We start from the raw sequence: 23026 nt of genomic DNA on the forward strand, positions 1-23026 counted from the left end.
AAAAGTGCCCCGGAATATGAGCCAGCCATCGACAGCAACCTCCGCCACCGCAAGCAGCGCGTGGCCTGACTGGAACACCGCGGCACAGGCCGTGATTGAGACGGGCCGACAAGCCGCCCTGCGTGGCTGGGTGCCGGCCACTGCGGGCAATTTCTCGGTACGCGCTGCGGATGGTCAGATCGCCATCACACGGTCAGGTGTCGACAAGGGCGCCATGGCGCTGACAGACATCCTGCGCCAACCCGCCGGAAAAGCCTTGTTGCCAGGCTCCTCTGCCGAAGCCGAACTGCACCTGCGGCTCTATGCCGACCATCCCGCCATTGGCGCCGTGTTCCACACCCACAACCTCGCCGCCTCGGTGCTGGGCCGCGTGCACCAGGGCCAGGGCCGCATCGTGCTGGAAGGTTGGGAGCTGCAAAAGGCCCTGCAGGGCGTGCGCACCCACGAGACCCGCGTGCACCTGCCCGTGTTTGCCAACACCCAAGACATTGCGGCGCTGGCCGATCAGGTTGCCGCGCACCTCGCCCAGGCACCCGCCGACGCCGTGTTCGCACCGGGCTATGTGATTGCCGGCCACGGCCTGTACGCGTGGGGCGATAGCGCCCAACAAGCCTGGCGCCACCTGGAGGCGCTGGACTTTCTGCTGGCACAGGTGTTGGCACTGCGCGCCTGAACCTTCTCTTTTTGGATAGCACCATGACCACCCTCACCACCTACCATGTCTCCGCACCCAGCCAAGTGGTGCTGCAGACGCGCGAAGACCCCGTCATTGCCCACACGCTGGCCCAGGTCGGCATTCAGTTTGAACGCTGGGCCGTGCGCGCCCTGCCTGTAGATGCTGACACCGCCGCCGTGTTGAGCGCCTACGCACCCGAGATCGAACGACTCAAGGCCAGCAAGGGCTACACCACGGTGGACGTGGCACGCATCACGCCCGAGCACCCGGACCGCACGGCCATGCGCCAGAAGTTCATCGAGGAACACACGCACGCCGATGACGAGGTTCGCTTCTTTGTGGAGGGTGCGGGCGCGTTCTACCTGCACTTGGGCGATACCGTGCTGCAGGTGCTCTGCGAGGCCGGTGATTTGATTTCGGTACCCGCCGGCACACGCCACTGGTTTGACATGGGACCAGCGCCACGCTTCACGGCCATTCGCCTCTTTGTGTCGCCCGATGGCTGGGTGGGCCACTTCACGGGGGACCCGCTGTCCAACGTGATTCCGCGCCTGGACACCGTAGCGGCCTGAGGTGCGTATGAGCGACCGTGACCCCGCGCTGAACTACCGCGTACTGCAACGCGAAGAGATTGCCCCACTGCTGGCGCAATGGCCTGCCGTAGCCGCGCGCCTGGGCGGCGAGCCCGCCCAGTGGACCGTGCAGGACGTGGCCGATGGCAACCTGAACGCCGTCTACCTGGTGGAAGGCCCGCTGGATGGCGTCTGCGTCAAGCAGTCCCTGCCCTATGTGCGCGTGGCCAAGGACGACTGGCCACTCTCGGTAGAGCGTGCGTATTTCGAGAGCGAATACATGCAGCGCACCGAGCCCTTTGTGCCCGGGCTGGTGCCGCAGTTTTTGCACTTCGACGCCACGCTGCGCGTGATCGTGATGGAGCGCCTGCAGCCGCACACCATTCTGCGCAAGTCCCTCATCGAAGGCGTGCGCCATGCCGATGCGGCGCGCGCCGTAGCCGACTTTGCCGCAGCGTCACTGTTCCACACCTCGGACATCAGCACCCCGTTCGAGCGCAAGTTTCAGGACGTGGCGCTGTTCTCACAAAACCACGACCTCCAGCGCATCACCGTGGACCTGGTGTTCATCGACCCCTACCAGGTGCATGCGCGCAACCGCTATGCCTCGCCGCAGCTGGACGCCGTAGCGCAGTCATTGCGCGAAGACGCGGTGCTGAAGGCTGCCGTGGCGCGCTTGCGCAACCACTATCTGGCCAAGCCCCAGGCGCTGCTGCATGGCGATCTGCACTCGGGGTCGGTTATGGTGACGCAGGACGACACGCGCGTGATCGACGGCGAATTCGCCTGGGTGGGGCCCATCGGCTTTGACACCGGCATGTTCATCGCCAATTTGCTCATGGCCTGGTACGCCAAGGCGGGGCACGGCGGTGACACCGCGGGCTACCGCGCCTGGATACTGGAGCAGGTTGCAGTCTTCTGGCAGCGGTTTCACGCGCAGTTTCTGGCCCACTGGAACACCCATGGCGGCCAGGGCGATAGCTACCCGGACAGCCACTTTGACGCCACCGCACTGCCAACCGTGCAGGCCGCGTTTCTGCACGACGTGTGGGCCGATACCTTGGGCTTTGCCGCCATCGAGATCATCCGCCGCACCATCGGCTTCTCGCAGATCGCCGACTTCGGCGCCATTGCCGATGTGGACCTGCGCGCGCGCCAGCAGGCCGCCGCGATTGCGCTGGCGCGCGACCTGCTACTGCACCCCGCGCGCTATGCGGACGTGCAGGCGCTAGTCGCCGCCGTGCCGGTTTTCGACACCTTCTGAGCGCCCGTTATGTCCTTGCAATTCCAGGCGGCCGTGGTGCTACTCGACATCGAAGGCACCATAGGCTCCAAGACCTTCCTCACCCAGGTGCTCGCGCCCTATGCACGCGCACACCTGCGCAGCTACCTTGCACAGCACGCAGACCTGCCTGCCGTGGCCCAGGCCCTGCAGGACACGGTGACACTGGCCGGCACGCAAAACGTAGACCCGGCAGACACGTTGCTGCAGTGGATCGCGGAAGACCGCAAGGCGCCACCGCTGAAAAAGCTGCAGGGCCTGGTCTGGCAAAAGGGCTTTGAGGGTGGCGACTTCCAGGGCCATTTGTACGCCGACGCGGTAGCCGCGCTGCAGCACTGGCATGCACAAGGTCTGCCACAGGCCATCTACTCGTCTGGCTCGGTGCAGGCCCAGCACCTCTACTTCGCGCACAGCGTGGCCGGCAATCTGCGCCCCTGGTTCATCGCCCACTTTGACACTGACATTGGCGCCAAGGTGGAAGCTGCGTCCTACCTGCGCATTGCACAGGCATTGGGCCATGCGCCCGCACACGTTCTCTTCGCCTCCGACAGTGTGGCCGAACTACAAGCCGCACAGACCGCCGGCCTCCAGGTGGTGCATGTGGTGCGCGAAGACACAGCGCCCGACGCGCGCTTTGCCGGTGTGCAGAGTTTTGCCGAACTGCAGGTCCAGCGCCTCCCATGAAGATCCACGGAACCCATTACCGCTCCATTTGGTGGGATGCGGCAGCCGATGGCGTGCGCGTCATCAACCAGGTGGCACTGCCCTTTGCCTTTGATACGGTGCTGATTCGCAACGCCGCCGAAGCCGCCCACGCCATCCGCACGATGACTGTGCGCGGCGCACCCCTCATCGGCATCACTGCCGCCTATGGCCTGGCGTTGGCACTGCGCACCGATGCTTCCGACCCTGCGCTGGAACAGACCGCACTGGACTTGCTGGCCACGCGGCCCACGGCAGTGAACCTGCGCTACGCCATCGAGGCGGCACTGGCACATTTGCGCCCGCTAAGCCCCGCGCAGCGCCCTGCTGCCGCGCTGGAGGTTGCCGCGCAGCTGGCCGATGAAGACGTGGCGCTGTGCCACGCAATTGGCCAATACGGCTTGCCGCTCATCGAAGCCGCCTGGGCCAACCGCGGCACGCGCGAACGCGTCAACATCCTCACCCACTGCAATGCGGGCTGGCTGGCCACGGTGGACTGGGGCACGGCGCTGGCGCCGATTTACGCCGCGCACGACCAGGGCATACCGGTGCATGTGTGGGTGGACGAGACCCGGCCACGCAACCAGGGCGCGCTGCTGACCGCGCTGGAACTGGGCTGGCATGGTGTGCCCCACACCGTGGTGGCCGACAACGCGGGCGGCCACCTCATGCAGCGTGGCGATGTGGACCTGTGCCTGGTGGGTGCCGACCGCGTGACCACGCGCGGCGACACGGCCAACAAGATCGGCACTTACCTCAAGGCGTTGGCGGCCTTCGACAACGGCGTGGGCTTTCACGTGGCGTTGCCCAGCCCGACCATCGACTGGCGCATGGCAGATGGCCTGCGCGAGATTCCTATCGAGGAACGCAGCGGTGATGAGGTGTTGACCGTGCAGGGTCTGGATGCACAGAACACGCTGCGCTCCGTGCGCGTGGCAGCTCCGGGCAGCCCTGCGGCCAACCCCGCGTTTGACGTGACACCGGCGCGCCTGGTGACCTCGTTTGTGACCGAACGGGGTGTGCTGGAGCCGCATGCGCTGCACACGCTGCGTGACCTGACAACACCCGCGCAGAAACCGCATATCTAAGCAGTTTTTTCTTCATTGGCGGCGTGCAGCGCGGCCGATAGCATCCATCCCTCTTATTACATTCGTTGGCCTTTCTTTGTCCTCTTCTGTCACTCCGCTGGTTCGCATTCGCGGCTTGAAAAAGCACTTCGCGGCCACCCGCGCACTCGACGGTCTGGCGCTAGACATTGCAACCGGCGAAGTGCTGGCCCTGATGGGCGCCAACGGGGCCGGCAAGTCCACCCTCGTCAACATTCTCTCGGGCGCCCTGCAGGCCGACGCGGGCACGCTAGAGCTGGCAGGCCAGGCCTACGCGCCCGCGTCACCACGTGACGCCGCGCGCCGCGGGGTGGTCACCGTGCACCAGTCCACCGACCGCGTGGGCGCCGCTGGCCAGCGCGTGGCTGACGTGCTGCTGCTGGACCACTTTGCATCGGGCGATACGCCGCTCTTCGTCTCGCGCCGCAGCATCCGCAAGCAGGCCTTGGAAGTTTTGGCGCACACCGGCTTTGCGCTGGATGTGGATGCCGACTTTGGCGACCTGGGCGCAGCCGACCGGCAACTGGTGGCGATTGCGCGCGCAGTGGCCGCGCAGGCCAAGGTGTTGATTCTCGATGAGCCCACGGCCAGCCTGTCGCAGGCGGAAGCCGAGCGCCTGTTTGCCGTGCTGCGCGACTTGAAGGCACGCGGCATTGCCATCCTCTACATCTCGCACCGCATGGCGGACCTGCAGGCCATTGCCGACCGCGTGGTGGTGCTGCGCGGTGGTGTGGTGGCTGCAGACTTTGTACGCCCCGTGCCATTTGATGCCGCGGTGGAAGCCATGATTGGCCGCCCTTTGGCGAGTGCACGCGTGGCGGCTCGGGCCGTGGCCGAGCGCGTGGTGCTAGACCTGCGTGGCGTGCGCCTGCTGGCGCACAGCCCGGCCTTTGACCTGCAGGTGCGCCGCGGCGAAGTGGTCGCAATCACCGGCCACCTGGGCGCGGGCAAAAGCCGGCTGCTGCGCGCGCTGTTTGGCCTGGAGCGTCTGGCAGCTGGCAGCGTGGAGCTGCAGGGCCAACCCTATGCCCCCCGCAGCGCGCAAGAAGCCATTGCATCTGGCGTGGGCTTGGCTGGCGAAGACCGGCACCGCAGCTCGCTGCTGCCCGCCGGCTGGCCTGGCGCCACGGTGGCGGGCACCATCTCGCTGCCGCACCTGCACCGCTGGTTCCCACGCGGCTGGCTGCGCCCCTCGGTCGAACGCAAGGTGGCGCAATCCGCCATCACGCGCCTGGGCATCCGCACCCGCGGGCCCGACGCACCCATGGAAACGCTGTCTGGCGGCAACCAGCAAAAGGTGGTGCTGGCGCGCTGGCAGTCCGAGCCCCAGCACCTGCTGTTGCTGGACGAACCCTTTCAAGGCATGGACGTGGGCGCACGCGCCGACATCATTGCCGCCCTGCGCGCCGACACGCAGACCGCCACCCTCATTGCCACCAGCGACCCCGAAGAGGCGCTGGAAGTGGCAGACCGCATCTATGTCATCCAGCACCACGACCTGCAGCCTGCGCCCGAGCACGGCAACGCTGCGGTGCTGGTCTGAGCCATGGAACCCTTTTTCGCCCATCCCCGCGTCCCCATGCCTGCCACCACTGTGTCCACCCCTTCCTCCCCCGGCCTGACCACGGCCACCCCGCCGCTTTCGCTGGCCACCATCGCTGCCCAGGTGCGGCGCTATGCCATCTTCGGTTTGCTGCTGGCCATGCTCGTCGGCTTCGGCCTGGCCGAGCCCGCCTTCTGGTCGGTGGGTAACGCCATGAGCGTGTTGCAAGCGGTGTCGGTCGTCGCCATCCTCGGCGTGGGTGTAACCGTCACCATGGCAGTGGCGGGTTTTGATTTGTCGATTGGTGCCACGGCAGCCTCCAGCGTGATGGTGGCGGGCTACAGCATGGTGGTCTGGCAGAACGGCGCACTGGCCAGTGTGGTGGCCGTACTGGTGTTGGGCGTGGCCGTGGGCCTGGCCAACGCGCTGCTCATCGTCAAGCTCAAGGTGCCCGACCTGCTGGCCACATTGGCCATCATGTTTCTGCTGGGTGGCCTGCAGCTCATTCCCACCGCGGGCCGCTCCATCTCCAGCGGCATGATCTTGCCCGACGGCAGCTCGGCCACGGGCAGCTTCAGCCCCGACTTTCTGGCACTGGGCCGCGCAACGCTGGGCGGCGTAGTGCCGCTACCGGTAGTCATCCTCGCGGTGCTGGCCGTGGTGTTTTATCTGCTGACCGAGCACACGCGCATTGGCCGCCTGCTGTTCGCCACCGGCGGCAACGAGCTGGCCGCGCGGCTGGCCGGTGCGCCCACAGCGCGGCTCAAAGTGCTGGCCTATGTGATCAGCGCCAGCTTGGCCGCGCTGGGCGGCGCGCTGGTAGCGGCGCGTGTGGGGCGCGGCGATGTGTCCTCGGGTTCTTCGCTGCTGATGGATGCGGTGGCCGCGTCACTCATTGGCTACGCCGTGCTGGACGCGCGCCGCCCCAATGTGGCGGGCACCGTGGTGGGCGCCATTTTTGTGGGCGTGCTGCTCAACGGGCTGACCATGCTCAACGCCCCCTACTACACGCAGGACTTCGTCAAGGGCGCCGTGCTGGTGGGCGCGCTGGCCATGACCTACGGCCTGAGCCGGCGCGACTGAACCCTCTCTCCCTTTTTCCATTTCGTTTTCTTCAACACTCTCAGGAGGATTTTCATGGTCAAGCACACACTCAAAACCATCGTCAGCGCACTCGCGCTGGCCAGCGCCTTTGGCGTTAGCGCACAGATTGCCGGCGCACCGGCTCCGTTCGACAAGGGCGGCGTGAAGGTGGCCCTGGTGGCCTACCTGTCGGCCGGCGACTTCTACCAGGCCTACCAGGCCGGTGCCCAGCAACAGGCCAAGGCCCTGGGCATTGACCTACGCGTCTACCCCGGCCGCCAGGACGCTGCCGAACAGCGCAACCAGATCGAACAGGCCATCAACCAAAAGGTGCACGGCATCATCGTGGACCACGGCCTGCCCGAGTCCCTGAAGGATGTGGTGCAAAAGGCAGTCGACGCCGGCATCAAGGTCGTGGCGTTTGACGTGAACCTGGACAACGCCAAGGTGCCCCAGATCGAGCAGAGCGACCACGCGCTGGCCCGCCATGCGCTGGAGCAGGCCGCCAAGGAGAACGGCAAGGCCTTCAAGGCTGGCTATGTCTATGTGGCAGGTTTTGCGCCGCTGGATCGCCGCAACGAGGTGTGGACCGAATTCAAGACCGCCAACAAAGGCGTGACCGAGAAGGTGCGCTTTGGCGTGGTGAACGCCACCACCGCCGCCTCCGTGGCCGACCAGGCCAAGGCCGCACTGCGCGCCAACCCCGATGTGACCGTGGTGTTTGCCCCTTATGACGAATTTGCCCGCGGCGTGAAGCTGGCGGCACAAGAGCTGGGCATCTCCAAGAAGCTGAAGATCTACTCCGCCGACGTGTCCACCGCTGACATCCAGGAAATCACCGAAGCCGACAGCCCATGGGTCGCCACCGTGGCGACCAACCCTGCCGTCGTCGGCGCCGTGTCTGTGCGCGCTGTGGCCCTGTCCATTGCCGGCAAGGACCCCGGCCGCCGCGTGGTGGTGGAGCCCAGCCTGCTGACCCAAAAGCAGCTGCGCGACGCCGGCGTGAAAACCGTGGAAGAGCTCAGCGCCAAGCTACCGGCCTTCGGCCAAAGCACCGTGGCCACGGCGTCCTGGATCAAGAACGCCCCCAACTAAGCGGGGCGCTGACTCCCTGGCCTGCGGGCCAGGGAGTTTTTCTTGCTATGAATACCGTAGCTGCTTGCGCATATTCCACGGTGGCTAGAGGCCAACTTCGTACTTAAACTCCCTGCGCAGGCGTCCGGCGGAAGCTGGCGGCGGCGTGGCGCGCGGGCAGCGAGCCACCCTGGCCAAACACCTTGTGGCGCAGGCTGCCTTCCTCATAGGCGGTTTTGAACACGCCCCGGTTCTGCAGCTCGGGCGTGACGATGTCGACAAAGTCTTCGTAGCTCTCGGGCACCACGGTGCGGCTCAGGTTGAAGCCGTCGATACCGGTGTCGCGGATCCAGCCCTGTAGCGTGTCCGCCACCTGGCTGGCATCGCCCACGATGGCCGGGTAGCGCCCGCCCAGTTCAAACAACTCCAGCAGGGAACGCCGCGTCCAGCCCCGCTCCTGCGCGGCCTTGGTGGCGGACTCGATGGCGTTGGATTTGCCGTAGGCAATGGGCTCGTCCAGGTCGTACTGGCCGTAGTCGATGCCAGTGCTGGCGGAAAAATGGGCCAGGCCTGCCTCGCGGCTGGCGTACTGTTTGTAGTCGGCGTATTTTTCTTTCGCCTCAGCTTCCGTGCGGCCCGGCACAACGGCCGCGCCCATGAAGACCTTCACATCGTCGGGCCGGCGCCCGGCGGCCACCAGCTGTTCGCGCAGTGCTTGAACGGAGGCGCGTGCCGCCTCCTTGCTGGGCGGTGAGATGAACACGCACTCCGCATGGCGCGCGGCAAAGCGCTGGCCGCGGCCCGAGCTGCCAGCCTGGAACAGCACCGGCGTGCGCTGCGGCGAGGGCTCGGACAGGTGGTAGCCGTCCACTTGGTAGTGCGTGCCTTGGTGTTGCACGCGGTGCACCTTGCGCGGGTCGGAAAACACGCGCGCCACCTTGTCGCGCAGCACGGCGCCGTCTTCCCAGCTGCCTTCCCACAGCTGGTAGAGCACGTCCAGAAACTCATCGGCCTTGTCGTAGCGGGCGTCGTGCGCCAGCTGTTCGCTCAGGCCCATGGCGCGCGCCGCGCTGTCCAAGTAGCCCGTCACGATGTTCCAGCCGATGCGGCCCTGGGTCAGGTGGTCCAGCGTAGAGAAGCGACGTGCAAGTAGATAGGGCTGCTCGTAGCTCAGATTCACGGTCACGCCAAAGCCCAGGTGCTGCGTGACCGCCGCCATGGCCGAGACCAACAGCGTGGGGTCGTTCACCGGCAACTGGATGGACTCACGCAGCGTGATGTCTACGTTGCGCTGGTACACGTCGTAGGTGCCCACGATGTCGGCCAGGAACAGGCCATCGAACAACCCACGCTCCAGCGTGCGCGCCAGGTCGGTCCAGTAGGGGATGGTGGTGTAGCGGTGGGACTGATCGTGCGGGTGCGTCCACAGGCCGTGGCTGATATGGCCCACGCAGTTCATGTTGAAGGCGTTGAGCAGAATGTGTTTTGGGGATGGCATGGCAAACGGGAGGTACTGCCACCGAGGGCGGCAGGGGGAACAAAAAGAGCTAGATGGCGTGCACGCGCTGCAAGGCCGCCAGCACCCACACGCGGGCCTGGGCCAGCGCGGGGTCGGTACGCTCACGCGGCTGGGGGAGGTCCAGCGCAATGGATTCGCGCACCGTGCCGGGGTTGGCCTCCAGCACCAGCACACGGTCGCTCAGGTACACGGCTTCGTCAATGTCGTGGGTGACCAGCAGCGTGATGCCATGGTGGCGCGCAATGCGGGTCAGCAGGTCCTGCAGCTTCATGCGCGTGAACGCATCCACAGCGGAGAAGGGTTCGTCCAGCAACAGCACGCGGGGTTGGGTGAACAGGCCGCGTGCGATGGCCACGCGCTGCGCCTGGCCACCGGACAGTTCCTTGGGCAGCGCAGTCTCGTAGCCGGCCAGCCCCACTTCGGCCAGCAGCGCGGACACCCGGGCGCGCGTAGCGGCCGTCGGCGAGGGCTCTGCAAAGGCCACGTTGTCGGCCACGCTGAGCCAGGGGAACAGGCGGGGCTCCTGGAAGATGAAACCAATGTCGGGGCTGCGCCCTGCCAGGCGCTGGCCGTCCAGGCTGACCTCACCGATGAAGGCGCGCTCCAGCCCCGCGACGATGCGCAAGAGCGTGCTTTTGCCCGAGCCACTGGCACCCACCAGGCTCACCACTTCGCCCGCCGCGATCTGCAGCTGGATGGGCGCAAGCACATGCTTGCTGCCAAAGTGCTTGGCCTGGATGCGGGCTTCAAGAACGGCGCTCATGGGGGTCCTCAGGCGCGGTTGTCGTGGGTGTCGCGCCAGCGCAGCAGACGGGTTTCCAGCTGCTGCATCACGGTGTCGCTGAGCTGGCCCAGGATGGCCAGCAGCACGATAGCGGCCAGCACGATGTCGGCACGGCTGGTTTCGCGGCCATCGGTGAGCAAATAGCCAAGGCCCTTGGTCGCGGCAATCAGCTCGGCCGCCACCATGAACATCCAGGCCAGGCTCAGGCCGTTGCGCAGCCCCGTCAGCACGGGCGGCAGCGCCGCCGGAAACAGCACGCGCCGCACCATGGCCACGGGGCCCAGCCCCACCATCTGCGCCACTTCCACCAGCTTGCGGTCCACATCGCGAAAGCCGGAGGACACACCCATGTAGACCGGGAAGAACGCGCCGATGGCGATCAGCACGATCTTGGACGCCTCATCAATCCCCAGCCAGAGCAGCAAGAGTGGCACCCAGGCCAGCGAGGGGATGGCGCGCAGCGCCTGGAAGCTGGGGTCCAGCACGGCCTCGGCCTTGCGGGACAGGCCTACCCAGGCACCAATGAGCAGCGCAGTGCTGGCGCCCAGCGCAAAGCCGGCGGCCACGCGCAGCGTGCTGGCCAGCACATGGGCCGTCAGTCCCTCGGCACCCAGCCCCACCAGCGTGCGCGCCACATCGCTGGGCGCGGGCAACAGGTGGGCACTGATCCAGCCCAGGCGCACCGCCAACTCCCCGCCCAGCAGCACGAGCGCTGGCAGCACCAGCCCCCACCAGGGTCGCAGCGGCGCCGCGCTTTCACGCACTTCTGCACGCCCCACCGGCGCAGCTTCTGCGGCCGGTGTCGACTGGATGAACAGAACTTCGGGGTTGACGGACATGGGATCTGTGCAGGGACTCAAGTGCGCTGGATCAGGGGTACAGAGAACTTGGTGTTCACCAAGCTGGCAATCGCCTTGTTCAGGTCCGCATCGGGTTTGACTAAAGCCTCATCCACCAGAATGGGCGCCGCGGCCTGCAGGGCCTTGATGTGCTCTTGCGAAGGCAGGGGGTTGCTGAAGTCGGTGCGCAGCTTCACTTGCAGCAAGGCCACCTGCAGGCTGACCTTGGCCTCTTCGGCCACGATCTTGGCGGCCTCAGTGGTGTTGGCCAGAATCCATTTGCGAGCGCGCTCATAGGCGGTGATCACGCGGGCCACTTCGGCAGGGTGGTTGGCCAAGAACTCTTCGCGCACATTCAGGAAACCATAGGTGTTGAAAGCCACGTTGCGGTAGATCAGGCGAGCGCCCGAGTCCAGCTCGCTGGCGGCCATGATGGGGTCCAGGCCGGCCCAGGCATCCACCCGGCCTTGCTCCAGCGCCACGCGCCCGTCGGCATGCTGCAGCGACACATGCTCGATGTCGCTGCGCTTGAGGCCCGCGGTCTTCAATGCGCGCAGCAAAAACAGGTAGGGATCCGTGCCCTTGGTGGCCGCGATCTTCTTGCCTTTGAGGTCCTTGAGCGACTGGATGGGCGAATCCTTGGTCACCACCAGCGCGGTCCACTCGGGGCGCGAGAAGATGTAGGGCGCGGTGATGGGGTTGCCATTGGCCTTGGACAGCAGGGCCGCTAGACCGGCCGACGAACCAATGTCCAGGCTGCTGGCATTGAGGTACTCCAGCGCGCGGTTGCTACCGGCGCTGAACACCCACTTGATGGCCACGCCGTCTTTCTTGAAGTCATCTTCCAGCCAGCCAAAGCGGCGCAGTACCAGGCTGGAGGGCGAGTAGTACGCGTAGTCCAGTCGCAGCTCTTTCAAGGGCTCGGCTGCCAGCGCAATGGAGGGCAATGCCAGGCTGGCACTTGAGACAGAGGCGGCTTGTAGCAGGGTGCGGCGTGAGAGGGTCATGGGGGTCTTTGCAACAGGTTTCAGAAAGCAGATTCAGGAATACGGTGTGGGGTCAGGGAACTGGCCGTCCAGCAGGTAGCGGCCCAGGTCGCGGTACTTGTAGTCAATCGGGTCGTGCAGGGTGTGCACGCGCGCGTTGCGCCAGAAGCGGTCCAGCCCCAGCGCTTGCGAACTGGCACGTGCACCGGTGAGTTCGAAGAACTGCGAACTCACCTCCAGGCTGGCCTTGTGCGCGAGGGCCTTGGCCTCGTTCACGGCAATGGCCACTTCGCCCCGCTGCTGCGCGGTGAGCGCGGGGCCCACGGCCCAGGCTGCATCGAGCTGGCGGGCGGCATCATCAGCCAGCAAAACGGCGGGGCGGATCAGCAACCACAGCTCTGCGATGCGGTGCTGGATATAGGGGTCCTGGCTGGCGCTGGCCGCGGTCGAGAAAAACGAGGGCCGCGTGTGGTGCTGGATCTGCTCGCGGGCGGAATCAAAGGCGCCTTTGGCCAGGCCCAGGTACAAGTTGGTCAAGATCAGCTGCGAGACCTGGGTGCGCAGGGTGGCCCACGGCGTGCGCGGGGCGCCGGGGCCTTGCAGCACTTCGTTGGGGTGGATCTGCACCTGGTCAAACTGCACACTGCCGCTGTCGGTTTGGCGCTGGCCAAAGGCATCCCAGTCGGCCGCAATGGCCACGCCCTGGCGGGTACTGGGCACGACGACGACAACCGCGCTCTGGCTGGCCTCATGCCAGCCGGATGCCAAGAGGTAGTCCGACCCCACCGAGCCCGAGCAGTAGCTCTTGGGGCCATGCAGCACAAAACCACCGTCGCGCTCCCCATTCCGTTCGGTAATGGTGGCGCGCTTGTCCAGCGGGTTCAGGGCATTGCCCCAGAAAATATGCTGCTCCACCGTGGCCTTCAGCAGGTGCGCCTGCTGCTCTGCAGTACCAAACTGCTGGATGCTGGCCACCTGCAAATGGTGAAAGGCAAAGACATGGGCCAACGCGCTGTCGGCCTCGGCCAGGCGGCGTATGGCCTTGTAAATATCGCTCCACGGCAGCCCGGCGCCACCGTGCTCCTTGGGAATGCTGAGGTTCAGCAGCCCGCTGTCGCGGATGGCCTGGCGCTCTGCCGCCGCATGGCCCCCCTGCTGGTCCCTGACAATGGCGGTAGCCCGCAGCTGGGCGTAGAGCGATTCCACCGAAGCGGAGAGATCGGCGTGGCGCAGGGCGTCCTGCGCCGCCGGAGAGTCAAATGCGGACATAGGGCGCTAGGCTAAGGGCGCGGCCCCAGCGGGCCAAGGAAGAAAACCGGATATTCATATGCGCAAACTGAAGGGCGCACATCGGGTAGGACCGTGGCTGCACAAGCAACCACCCTCAAGGAGCATGGAATGACAATCGACTGGAACCACTTCACCCCCTGGACCGCACTGGCTGGCGGCCTGGTGCTGGGCCTGGCCTCGGCCCTATTTATTTTGTTGAATGGCCGCGTGCTGGGTATCAGCGGCATCGTGGGCGGCTTGCTGCGCCCCACGCGGGGTGACACCGGCTGGCGCATCGCCTTTGTGCTGGGCATGCTGGTGGCACCCGCGCTGTACCTGTTGCTGACCGGTGCTGCGGTACCCGCCACCATTGACGCGGGCTGGGGCACGGTCGTCTTGGCTGGCCTGCTGGTGGGTGTAGGCACGCGCTATGGCGCGGGCTGTACCAGCGGCCACGGTGTGTGCGGGCTCTCGCGCCTGTCACCGCGCTCGCTGGTGGCCACGCTGGTCTTTATGGCGGCGGGCTTTGTCACCGTGTTCGTCCTGCGCCACGCGCTGGCCTGATTCCCAGAACCCAAGGAGCTTTCTATGAAAGAACGCATTGCCGCATTTGCCGTGGGCTTGTTGTTTGGCCTGGGCCTCATCGTGGCGGGCATGACCGACCCGAGCAAGGTGCTGGGTTTTCTGGACCTGGCCGGGGCCTGGGACCCGTCACTGGCCTTTGTCATGGGCGGCGCCATTCTGGTCGGCCTGGGCGCGTTTGCACTGGCCAAAAAGCGCACCACCAGCTTTTTGGGTGGCGCCATGCAGCTGCCGACCAGCCGCCATATTGACAAACGCCTGATCGTCGGCAGCCTGCTGTTTGGGGCTGGCTGGGGTCTTGCAGGTTTTTGCCCGGGGCCGGCGATTGTGTCGCTGGGCGCGGGACAATCCAAGGCTGCCGTATTTGTGCTGGCCATGGTGGCCGGCATGGCAATTTTTGAGTGGGCAGAACGCCGCGCCCAAGTTGCTGAGCGCACTTTGACAGGAGACGCATGACATGACCCTTCGCACCCAAGCCCTCGCCCCCCACTTTGCCGTGGCCGCCCAGATGGACGCCAGCATGGTGGCCGACGCCGTGGCCCAAGGCTTCAAGACCCTGGTGAACAACCGCCCCGATGGCGAAGGCGGTCCCGACCAGCCCCTGAGCAGCAGCGTGGAGGCCGCGGCCCGCGCCGCTGGCCTGCACTATGTGTACCTGCCGGTAGTGGGGGGTGCCATCACCCCCGCGCAGGTACAAGCCATGCGCGAGGCGATGCAAACCGCGCCGCAACCCGTGCTGGCGTTTTGTCGCTCGGGCGCGCGGTCCGCCCAGCTCTACGCACTGACCCAGGCCGAATAAGCGCCTGCCCCGCGCCATGGTGCCCGCCCGCTTCTCCTGGCTGCCACACTGGCTGCGCCACTACCAGCGCGCCTGGCTGGGCGGTGATGTGTCGGCCGGCCTCATCGTCGCGGTGCTGGTGATTCCGCAAAGCCTGGCCTACACCCTGCTGGCCGGCCTGCCGCCGCAGATGGGGCTGTACGCCAGCATCCTGCCCGTGGTGGCCTACGCGCTGGTGGGCTCCAGCATGACGCTGGCCGTAGGCCCGGTGGCCATTGCCGCACTCATGACGGCCAGCGCACTGCAGCCGTTGGCGATTGCGGGCACCACCGACTACGTGCAACTGGCCATGCACCTGGCGCTCATCTCGGGGCTGATGTTTCTGGCCTTTGGTGCGTTGCGGCTGGGGTTTTTGGCCTACTTTTTAAGCCGCCCGGTCATCAGCGGCTTTGTGTCGGGCTCGGCGGTCATGATCGCTTTGGGCCAGCTCAAGCACATCCTAGGCGTGGAGGCACCCAGCAGTTCCAGCGCGGCTACGCTGCAAGGCCTGTGGCGCGCGCTGCCGCAAAGCAACCCCACGACCATCGCGTTGGGCCTGGGCAGCATGGTGGCTTTGCTGCTGGCCCGCCGCGCCCTGGCGCCCGCCCTGCTGCGCGCGGGCGTGGGCGCCCAAGCGGCAGACTTGCTGGCCCGCATGGCACCCATTGCCACCGTCATCGTGGGCACCGGTCTGGTGGCCTGGGGCCAATGGGATGTGACGCGGCAGGTGGCCGTGGTGGGCAGCGTGCCCGCCGGGTTGCCGGCGTGGAACCTGTCGCTACCCGGCCTCTCGGAGCTGGGCCAGCTGTGGCTGCCCGCGCTACTGATCTCGCTCGTCGGGTTTGTGGGCAGTGTGTCGGTCGCGCAGTCGTTTGCCACGCAGCGCCAACAGCGCATTGCGCCGGACCGCGAACTGTGGGGCATGGGGGCCGCCAACATTGCCAGCGCCCTGACCGGCAGCTACCCGGTGCACGGCGGGCTGTCGCGTTCTGCCATCAACTTTGCTGCGGGTGCGCAAACGCCGCTGGCTTCGCTCATCACGGCCGCGTTCATGGTGGTCATCATCAGTTTCTTCACGCCGCTGTTCTATTACCTCCCCCTGAGTGTTCTGGCCGCTGGCATCATCGTGGCGGTGTTTTCTTTGGTGGACATGGCCACCCTCCAGGCCAGCTGGGCCTATGACCGGGCGGATGCGCTGTCGCTACTGGCCACGGCCTTGGGTGTGATCGTGCTGGGGGTGGAAACGGGCATTGTGCTGGGTGTGGCGATGTCGCTGGCGGCCCTGGTCTGGCGCAGCAGCCACCCGCACATGGCCGTGGTGGGCCGCGTGCCGGGCACCGAGCACTTCCGCAACATGGAGCGCCACGCGGTAGAAACCGTGCCGGGCCTGCTGGCGCTGCGCGTGGACGAAAGCCTGTTTTTTGCCAACGCCACTGCGCTGGAGGAACACATCGAGACTCTGGTGCAGGCGGATGCCTCCATCCGGCGCCTGCTCCTGGTGTGCTCCGCGGTGAACCAGATCGACGCGACCGCGCTGGGCATGTTGACCGAGCTGGAACAAAGCCTGAGCCAGCGCGGCATCCGGCTGGAGCTGGCCGAAGTCAAAGGCCCGGTGATGGACCGCCTGCAACCGACCGCGTTGGGGCAGCGACTGCAGGGCCGCTTGTTCCGCAGCGTGCACGACGCATTTGTGGCGACGGACCGCCAAACCGACCCGCATTGGCAAAGTCCCTAAGGTTCAATTCGCTATATGCAAATGGGAAATAAGTAGTTTGGGTTTTAAGAAGGGGTTCTGACAATGCCCCTCTGTTCAGCATTTGGCGCTCTGGCGCAACTCCCATGGTCACCCTTGTCATCGTTCCCGGCTGGCGCGACTCCGGCCCCGGCCACTGGCAAACCCTGTGGGCCGAGCAAATTCCCGGCGCGGTGCGCGTGCACCAGGACGACTGGGTTACCCCGGTGCGCACGGCCTGGGTGGCGTCCATCGGGCAAACCATCCTCGATGCGCCTGGCCCGGTGGTGATTGCCGCCCACAGCCTGGGCTGCATTGCGACCACCCACCTGCCACCCGAGGTGGCAGCCAAGATTCAGGGCGCGCTGCTGGTGGCGCCGGCCGACCCCGAGCGGCGCGGCATTCTGGCCGACTTCGCGCCCGTGCCCTACCAGCCCCTGCCCTACCGCAGCGTGCTGGTCGCCAGCAGCAACGACCCGTTTTGCCCCGTACGCACCGCAGGCGCCTATGCGCGGGCCTGGGGCAGCGAGTTCGTGCGGCTGCAAAACGCCGGTCACATCAACGTGGAAGCCGGCTTTGGCCCGTGGCCGCTGGGCCTGGCGCTGCTGCAGTCACTGCTAGGCGCGCCGTTTCAGCTGCCCGCCACCACCGAAGCACTATCAATTCAGTAGCTGCCAGCGCAGCGTCTACGCGGGCTAGCGCCACATTTGGCTTGAAGTTCAGCCGCGCAGCGCCAGCGACTGGCCCAGCGCAAACACCGAGTTAGGCGCATTGGTACGCACGGGTGCCAGGGGCTTGAGCTTTTGCAACACGCCCTTCTTGGCCGTCTTGCGCTCCTGCACCTGAAAACCCTTGGCGCGCTGTTCGGCCGCCAGGCTTTGCAACGTGATGGTCTTCATGTGCGCCACGATGGTGGACTGCAGCGCAGCCCACAGCTCCTTGGTCATGTCTTCGCCCTGTTCGCGGCGTGCGGCGTTGTCTTCGCTGTCTTCAATCGCGCCAATGATGTCGGCCACGCTGATGGTGTCTCCGCGAAAGCCCAGGGTGTAGCCGCCGCCGGGGCCACGTGTGCTCTCCACCAGACCGTGCTGGCGCAGCTTGGCAAACACCTGCTCCAGGTACGACAGCGAAATGCGGTGGCGCAGCGCGATGTCCTGCAGGGGCACGGGCTGGCCGCTCTCGCGCAGGGCCAGGTCGATCATGGCGGTAATGGCAAAACGGCCTCGGGTACTGAGTCGCATAGGTTTACTCCTTTGAGTAATTGACGGGAAGACTTGAACTGTAGGCCGCTGTATGCTTCGCGTAAATTCGTATTTTGTAATTTTTTACTTCGATTATTTCGCAGTGTTTCAGTTTGTTTCAGACGGAGCGCCCCATGAACTTCAAGCACCTTCACTATTTCTGGGTTACCGCCAAGGCCGGCGGGGTGATGCGGGCGGGTGAGCAGCTGCACACCACGCCGCAAACGCTGTCGGGCCAGATCAAGCTGCTGGAGGACTGGCTGGGCCGCAAACTGTTCCAGAAAAGCGGGCGCAACCTGGAGCTGACCGAGGACGGCCGCCTGGCACTGGGCTATGCGGACCAGATCTTCACGCTGGGCGCTGAGCTGGAAAACGCGGTGCGCCAGTCCACCGGTGCGCAAAAGGTGCTGGACTTCAAGGTGGGCGTGGCCGACTCGGTGACCAAGTCGCTGGCCTACCGGCTGCTGGAGCCCGCGTTGTCGGTGGAAGAGCCGGTGCGGCTGATCTGCAGCGAAGGCAAGTTCCCCGACCTGCTGGCCAAGCTGGCGCTGAACCAGCTGGACCTGGTGATTGCCGACGAGCCCATGTCCAAACGCATCAGCGTCAAGGCCTTCAACCACCCGCTGGGCAGTACCGCCATGAGCTTTTTCTGCACGCCCGAGCTGCGGGCCCAGCTCACCGGCCCCTTCCCCGCCTGCCTGAACGGCGCCCCCATGCTGATCCAGGGCGCCCAGGCCTCGGTGCGCCAGCAGTGGGAAGGCTGGCTGAGCCGCCACCAGATCCATCCGCGCACGATTGGCGAGTTTGACGACGGCGCGCTGATGAACGCCTTTGGCCGCAGGGGCCGCGGCGTCTTCATGGCGCCCTCGGTCATGGAGGCCGACATCATCGAGCAGTTTGGCGTGGAGGTCATTGGGCGCACGGACGAGCTGGTGGAGGAGTTTTTTGCGGTGTCGGTAGAGCGGCGCATCACCCACCCCTGCGTGGTGGCCATCACCAATGCGGCGCGTGGCGAGCTGTTTGGCTGACAATGACTGCCACTCCCCAAGGACTCCCCATGTACAACGCCCTCGTTTTCATCCACCTCGTCTGCGCCATCGTCTGGATGGGCGGCATGGCCTTCATGCTGCTGGCGCTGCGCCCCGCTGCACTGGCCACGCTGGAGGCGCAACCACGCGCGCGGCTCATGGTGGCGGTGATGCGGCGCTTCTTTCTGGCGGTGTGCATTGCCATCGTGGGCCTGCTGGCCACGGGCGGCCACCTGTACACCAGCGCCTTCCGCGCCTCCAAGGCCGTCATGGGTGCGGGCGTGGTGCCCCTGGGCTGGGACGTGATGGCCGGCGTGGGCGTGCTGATGTTTCTGATCTTTGGGCACATCTACTTCGCCGGCTTCAAGAAATACCAACGCGCCGTAGCCGCCGGCGAATGGCCCGCGGCGGCCAAGGCAGCGGGTCAAATCAACACGTTGGTGATCACCAACTTCTGTCTGGGCTGGCTTGCCATCGCCGCCGTGAGCCTGCTGCGCTGATGGCAGCGCGTACAGCCTGGGCTGCACTGGCCCTGCTGGGCTGCGGCCTGGCACTGCCCGTATATGCGGAGGACGAAGGCCTGCCCCTGTGGGAGGTCGGTGTGTTTGCCGGCAGCCTGTCGGCCCCGGCCTATCCCGCGTCCAGCGAGCGCAGCACGCGCGCGCTGGTGCTGCCCACGCTGATTTACCGCGGCGAGGTGTTCCGCTCGGACCGGGGCGGCGTGGGGGCGCGCCTGCTGCGCACCGAGGACACCGAGCTGGACATCGGCTTTGCCGCCTCGCTGCCCGCCAGCTCGCAGGACATCCCGGCCCGTCAGGGCATGCCGGACTTGGGCACGCTGATCGAGTTTGGCCCGCGGCTCAAAGGCACGCTGGCACGCCCCAGCCCAGGCCACCAGCTGCGCTACGAGCTGCCGCTGCGCACGGTGCTGGAGATCAACAGCGGCGTGCGCAACCAGGGTTTTGCGCTGGAGCCTGAGCTGACCTACGAAGTGCGCGACGTGGGCGCAGGCTGGCGCCTGTCCGGTAGCGCCAGCCTGGTGCTGGGCGACAGCACACTCAACCAGTACTTTTATGGCGTGCCCGCCAACCTGGCCACGGCCCAGCGCCCCGCCTACACCGCCCAGGCCGGGCTGATTGCTACGCGGCTGACGCTCAATGCCGCGCGCGACCTCGGGCCCGATGTGCGGGTGTACGCCTACCTGCGGGCCGAGAGCTATGCGGGCTCGGCCAACGCCGCCAGCCCGCTGTACCAGCAGTCCACCGGCACCTCGGTTGGGCTGGGCCTGCGCTGGACGCTGAGCCGCTCTGCCACCAAAGCCGCCAATTAGCCCGGCTTAGACCGATTGCCGCATATACAAACAACGAACTATTCGTTGTGGTTTTATCGCCGCATCCCCAGAATCGCGGTTCTGCACACTTTGTTGCAAACCACCTTTTTGGGGTCCCGCCATGAATTTCAAGCAAAAAGCTACGCTAGCCCTCGCCACCATTGCGCTGACAGCTAGCAATTTGGTAGCAGCACAGACCACGCTGCTGAACGCCTCCTACGACGTGGCGCGTGAGTTCTACAAGGACATCAACACCGCGTTCATTGCCAACTACAAGAAAACCACGGGCAAGGACATCAAGATTGACCAAGCCCACGGCGGCTCCAGCGCCCAGGCGCGTGCGGTGAACGACGGCCTGGAGGCCGACGTGGTCACCTTCAACACCAGCACCGACGTGGACTTTTTGGCCAGCACCGGCGTAGTGGCCAAGGACTGGACCAAGAAATTCCCCAACAACGCATCCCCCACCAGCTCCACCATGCTGTTCCTGGTGCGCAACGGCAACCCCAAGGGCATCAAGGATTGGGACGACCTGATCAAGCCCGGCGTGCAAGTGGTGGTGGTGAACCCCAAGACGGGCGGCAACGGCCGTCTGGCCTACTTGGCCGCCTGGGGCCAGGTGCGCAAGAAGGGCGGCACCGACGCCCAAGCCCTGGACTATGTGAGCAAACTCTACAAAAACGTGCCCGTGCTGGCCAAGGGCGGCCGTGATGCGACCACCATCTTCTTGCAACGCAATATTGGCGACGTGCTGATCACGTTCGAATCGGAAGTGGTGAGCGTGGACAACGAATTCGGCGCCGGCAAGGTGGACGCCGTGCACCCCAGCAGCTCGGTGGTGGCAGAAAACCCCGTCGCAGTGGTGGAACGCACCGTGGCCAAGAAGGGCACGGCTGAACAAGCCAAGGCCTACCTGAACTTCCTGTACTCCGATGAAGGCCAGGAAATCGCCGCCAAGCACGCCATCCGCCCCACCAACCAGGCCATCCTGAAGAAGTACAGCAACGTGTTCAAGCCGATCAGCCTGTTCCACGTGGAAGACTACTTTGGTTCGTTTGCCGAAGCGCAGAAAGTGCACTTCAACGACGGTGGCCAGTTCGACAAGCTTTACACCGTCAAATAAATGCGTGCTGCCAAAAAGGTTCTGCCCGGGTTCAACATCACACTGGGGTTCACGCTGTTTTACCTCAGCGTGATTGTGTTGATTCCTCTCTCCGCGCTGATATTCAAAACCTTCACCCTGAGCTGGGACCAGTTCGTCACCGCGGTGGCCAGCCCCCGCGTCATGGCCTCGTACCGGCTGACCTTTGGCGCTGCGTTCCTCGCGGCGCTGGTCAACGCGGTGTTTGGCCTGCTGGTGGCCTGGGTGCTGGTGCGCTACACCTTCCCCGGCAAGAAGATCATTGACGCGCTGGTGGACCTGCCCTTTGCGCTGCCCACCGCGGTTGCGGGTATCTCGCTGACCGCGCTCCTGGCCAGCAATGGCTGGATTGGCAGCCTGCTGGAGCCGCATGGCATTCAGCTCGCGTTCAACCGCAATGGCGTGGTGATCGCCCTCATCTTCATCGGCCTGCCTTTTGTGGTGCGCACGGTGCAACCCGTGTTGGAAGACGCCGAGAAGGAACTGGAAGAAGCCGCCACCTGCCTGGGCGCCACGCGCCTGCAGACCTTTCGGCATGTGATCTTCCCCACCATCGCGCCTGCGCTGCTCACCGGTTTTGCCATGGCGTTTGCCCGGGCCATCGGCGAGTACGGTTCGGTCATCTTCATCGCCGGCAACATGCCCATGGTGTCGGAAATCACGCCGCTGATCATCATCGGCAAGCTGGAGCAATACGACTACGCCGGTGCCACCGCTGTGGCCACTGTGCTGCTGGTCATTTCCTTCGTGCTGCTGCTGATCATCAACGCGCTGCAAGCCTGGCAGCGCAAACGCTCGGGAGCCTCCGCATGAGCAACACCCGCACCGTGCGCCGCGCCAAAGCCGGTACCACCGAACCCACCTGGGTGAAGTGGACCCTGGTGGGCACCGCACTCGCCTTTATCTTTCTGTTCCTGCTGTTGCCGCTGGCCGCCGTGTTCACCGAAGCGCTGCGCAAGGGCCTGGAGGCCTACTTTGAGGCCTTCAAGGAACCCGACGCCTGGAGCGCCATCCGCCTCACGCTGATCACGGCGGCGATTGCTGTGCCGCTGAACCTGGTGTTTGGCGTGTCCGCCGCCTGGGCCATTGCCAAGTACGAGTTCAAGGGCAAGGCTTTCCTCACCACGCTGGTGGACCTGCCGTTCTCGGTATCGCCCGTGGTGGCGGGCCTGATCTACGTGCTGATGTTTGGCGCACACGGCTGGTTTGGCCCCTGGCTGCAGGCGCATGACATCAAGGTCGTGTTCGCCGTGCCGGGCATTGTGTTGGCCACCATCTTTGTGACCTTCCCCTTCATTGCGCGCGAGCTGATCCCGCTGATGCAGGCACAAGGCACCGAAGAAGAGCAGGCCGCCATGGTGCTGGGCGCCACGGGCTGGCAAACCTTCTGGCATGTGACGCTGCCCAACATCAAGTGGGGGCTGATCTACGGCGTCATCTTGTGCAACGCACGTGCCATGGGCGAGTTCGGCGCGGTGTCGGTCGTGTCCGGCCACATCCGCGGCCAGACCAACACCATGCCGCTGCATGTGGAAATTTTGTACAACGAATACCAGTCGGTCGCCGCCTTTGCGGTGGCCTCGCTGCTGGCGTTGTTGGCCCTGGTGACGCTGGTGATCAAGTCCTTTGTGGAATGGCAGTTTGAGCGCGACCAAAAGGCCGCTGCCGAGCTGCCCCCCGAACGCCCCACTGCGCCCGCGCAGGCCTGAGCCCCCTCTTT

The 23026-nt window shown here is 65.6% G+C and carries 25 protein-coding genes; 19 read left to right on the forward strand and 6 right to left on the reverse strand.

Annotated features, from left to right (window positions below; all coding sequences use genetic code 11):
* Positions 1–16 precede the first annotated feature (16 nt).
* The 8 genes from mtnB to AC097R_RS01215 all read left to right on the forward strand — a co-directional run bounded on the left by mtnB (position 17) and on the right by AC097R_RS01215 (position 8059).
* Positions 17–673 (forward strand): methylthioribulose 1-phosphate dehydratase, encoded by a 657-nt coding sequence (gene mtnB / locus AC097R_RS01180; protein ID WP_479595768.1) that lies wholly within the window; start codon positions 17–19, stop codon positions 671–673.
* A gap of 23 nt (positions 674–696) precedes the next feature.
* Positions 697–1248, forward strand: a complete 552-nt coding sequence (locus tag AC097R_RS01185; RefSeq protein WP_479595769.1) for a 1,2-dihydroxy-3-keto-5-methylthiopentene dioxygenase — start codon at positions 697–699, stop codon at positions 1246–1248.
* 7 nt (positions 1249–1255) lie between these two features.
* A complete protein-coding gene (gene mtnK / locus AC097R_RS01190) occupies positions 1256–2512 on the forward strand; it encodes an S-methyl-5-thioribose kinase (RefSeq protein WP_479595770.1) in 1257 nt (418 codons plus the stop codon).
* A 9-nt stretch (positions 2513–2521) separates the two neighbouring features.
* Entirely contained in the window at positions 2522–3214 is a 693-nt protein-coding gene (gene mtnC / locus AC097R_RS01195) for an acireductone synthase (protein WP_479595771.1), read from the forward strand.
* A complete protein-coding gene (gene mtnA / locus AC097R_RS01200) occupies positions 3211–4320 on the forward strand; it encodes an S-methyl-5-thioribose-1-phosphate isomerase (protein WP_479595772.1) in 1110 nt (369 codons plus the stop codon). Before mtnC ends, mtnA begins: the two co-directional genes overlap by 4 nt.
* Before the next feature lie 76 nt (positions 4321–4396).
* Complete coding sequence (locus AC097R_RS01205; RefSeq protein ID WP_479595773.1) at positions 4397–5881, forward strand: sugar ABC transporter ATP-binding protein; 1485 nt, start codon at positions 4397–4399, stop codon at positions 5879–5881.
* 36 nt (positions 5882–5917) lie between these two features.
* Positions 5918–6964, forward strand: a complete 1047-nt coding sequence (locus AC097R_RS01210) for an ABC transporter permease (protein ID WP_479595774.1) — start codon at positions 5918–5920, stop codon at positions 6962–6964.
* A 54-nt stretch (positions 6965–7018) separates the two neighbouring features.
* Positions 7019–8059 (forward strand): substrate-binding domain-containing protein, encoded by a 1041-nt coding sequence (locus tag AC097R_RS01215; RefSeq protein ID WP_479595775.1) that lies wholly within the window; start codon positions 7019–7021, stop codon positions 8057–8059.
* 103 nt (positions 8060–8162) lie between these two features.
* On the opposite strand, the gene AC097R_RS01220 is transcribed toward AC097R_RS01215, so the two are convergent.
* From AC097R_RS01220 to AC097R_RS01240, 5 genes are read right to left on the reverse strand one after another with little or no spacing between them, the layout of a single operon-like run.
* On the reverse strand, positions 8163–9536 hold the full coding sequence (locus tag AC097R_RS01220; RefSeq protein WP_479595776.1) for an LLM class flavin-dependent oxidoreductase: 1374 nt from the start codon (positions 9534–9536) through the stop codon (positions 8163–8165).
* A 49-nt stretch (positions 9537–9585) separates the two neighbouring features.
* Entirely contained in the window at positions 9586–10320 is a 735-nt protein-coding gene (locus AC097R_RS01225; protein WP_479595777.1) for an ABC transporter ATP-binding protein, read from the reverse strand.
* A gap of 8 nt (positions 10321–10328) precedes the next feature.
* Positions 10329–11180, reverse strand: coding sequence for an ABC transporter permease (locus tag AC097R_RS01230; RefSeq protein WP_479595778.1), 852 nt, complete (start codon positions 11178–11180; stop codon positions 10329–10331).
* Positions 11181–11197: 17 nt separating this feature from the next.
* Positions 11198–12187 (reverse strand): aliphatic sulfonate ABC transporter substrate-binding protein, encoded by a 990-nt coding sequence (locus AC097R_RS01235; RefSeq protein WP_479595779.1) that lies wholly within the window; start codon positions 12185–12187, stop codon positions 11198–11200.
* Between the two features lie 33 nt (positions 12188–12220).
* Positions 12221–13435 (reverse strand): acyl-CoA dehydrogenase family protein, encoded by a 1215-nt coding sequence (locus tag AC097R_RS01240; RefSeq protein WP_479595780.1) that lies wholly within the window; start codon positions 13433–13435, stop codon positions 12221–12223.
* Between the two features lie 129 nt (positions 13436–13564).
* On the opposite strand from AC097R_RS01240, the gene AC097R_RS01245 reads away from it, so the two are divergent.
* The 5 genes from AC097R_RS01245 (at position 13565) to AC097R_RS01265 (ending at position 17237) form a co-directional block, all read left to right on the forward strand.
* On the forward strand, positions 13565–13999 hold the full coding sequence (locus AC097R_RS01245) for a YeeE/YedE family protein (RefSeq protein ID WP_479595781.1): 435 nt from the start codon (positions 13565–13567) through the stop codon (positions 13997–13999).
* A 24-nt stretch (positions 14000–14023) separates the two neighbouring features.
* A complete protein-coding gene (locus tag AC097R_RS01250; protein ID WP_479595782.1) occupies positions 14024–14473 on the forward strand; it encodes a DUF6691 family protein in 450 nt (149 codons plus the stop codon).
* A gap of 1 nt (position 14474) precedes the next feature.
* Positions 14475–14816: a protein tyrosine phosphatase family protein gene (locus AC097R_RS01255; RefSeq protein WP_479595783.1), complete on the forward strand. Its 342-nt coding sequence runs from the start codon at positions 14475–14477 to the stop codon at positions 14814–14816.
* Between the two features lie 16 nt (positions 14817–14832).
* Positions 14833–16569 carry a SulP family inorganic anion transporter gene (locus AC097R_RS01260; RefSeq protein ID WP_479595784.1) on the forward strand — a complete coding sequence of 579 codons (1737 nt, stop codon included), beginning with the start codon at positions 14833–14835 and terminating at the stop codon, positions 16567–16569.
* Between the two features lie 104 nt (positions 16570–16673).
* Entirely contained in the window at positions 16674–17237 is a 564-nt protein-coding gene (locus tag AC097R_RS01265) for an RBBP9/YdeN family alpha/beta hydrolase (protein WP_479595785.1), read from the forward strand.
* Positions 17238–17285: 48 nt separating this feature from the next.
* Here AC097R_RS01265 and AC097R_RS01270 read toward each other — a convergent pair whose 3' ends face one another.
* On the reverse strand, positions 17286–17807 hold the full coding sequence (locus AC097R_RS01270; protein ID WP_479595786.1) for an Rrf2 family transcriptional regulator: 522 nt from the start codon (positions 17805–17807) through the stop codon (positions 17286–17288).
* A gap of 134 nt (positions 17808–17941) precedes the next feature.
* Between AC097R_RS01270 and nhaR the strand changes: the two genes are divergently transcribed.
* The 6 genes from nhaR (at position 17942) to cysW (ending at position 23015) form a co-directional block, all read left to right on the forward strand.
* The gene (gene nhaR / locus AC097R_RS01275) at positions 17942–18835 is read left to right on the forward strand and encodes a transcriptional activator NhaR (RefSeq protein ID WP_479595787.1); all 894 of its coding nucleotides are present in this window, start codon (positions 17942–17944) and stop codon (positions 18833–18835) included.
* 29 nt (positions 18836–18864) lie between these two features.
* Positions 18865–19335 carry a hypothetical protein gene (locus AC097R_RS01280; RefSeq protein ID WP_479595788.1) on the forward strand — a complete coding sequence of 157 codons (471 nt, stop codon included), beginning with the start codon at positions 18865–18867 and terminating at the stop codon, positions 19333–19335.
* Entirely contained in the window at positions 19335–20165 is an 831-nt protein-coding gene (locus AC097R_RS01285) for a MipA/OmpV family protein (RefSeq protein WP_479595789.1), read from the forward strand. Before AC097R_RS01280 ends, AC097R_RS01285 begins: the two co-directional genes overlap by 1 nt.
* A gap of 121 nt (positions 20166–20286) precedes the next feature.
* Positions 20287–21288, forward strand: a complete 1002-nt coding sequence (locus AC097R_RS01290; RefSeq protein ID WP_479595790.1) for a sulfate ABC transporter substrate-binding protein — start codon at positions 20287–20289, stop codon at positions 21286–21288.
* Complete coding sequence (gene cysT / locus AC097R_RS01295) at positions 21289–22119, forward strand: sulfate ABC transporter permease subunit CysT (RefSeq protein WP_479595791.1); 831 nt, start codon at positions 21289–21291, stop codon at positions 22117–22119.
* A complete protein-coding gene (cysW, locus tag AC097R_RS01300; RefSeq protein ID WP_479595792.1) occupies positions 22116–23015 on the forward strand; it encodes a sulfate ABC transporter permease subunit CysW in 900 nt (299 codons plus the stop codon). Before cysT ends, cysW begins: the two co-directional genes overlap by 4 nt.
* The last annotated feature ends 11 nt before the right edge of the window (positions 23016–23026 follow it).

Source organism: Rhodoferax sp. ZS1R25, from assembly GCF_056521335.1.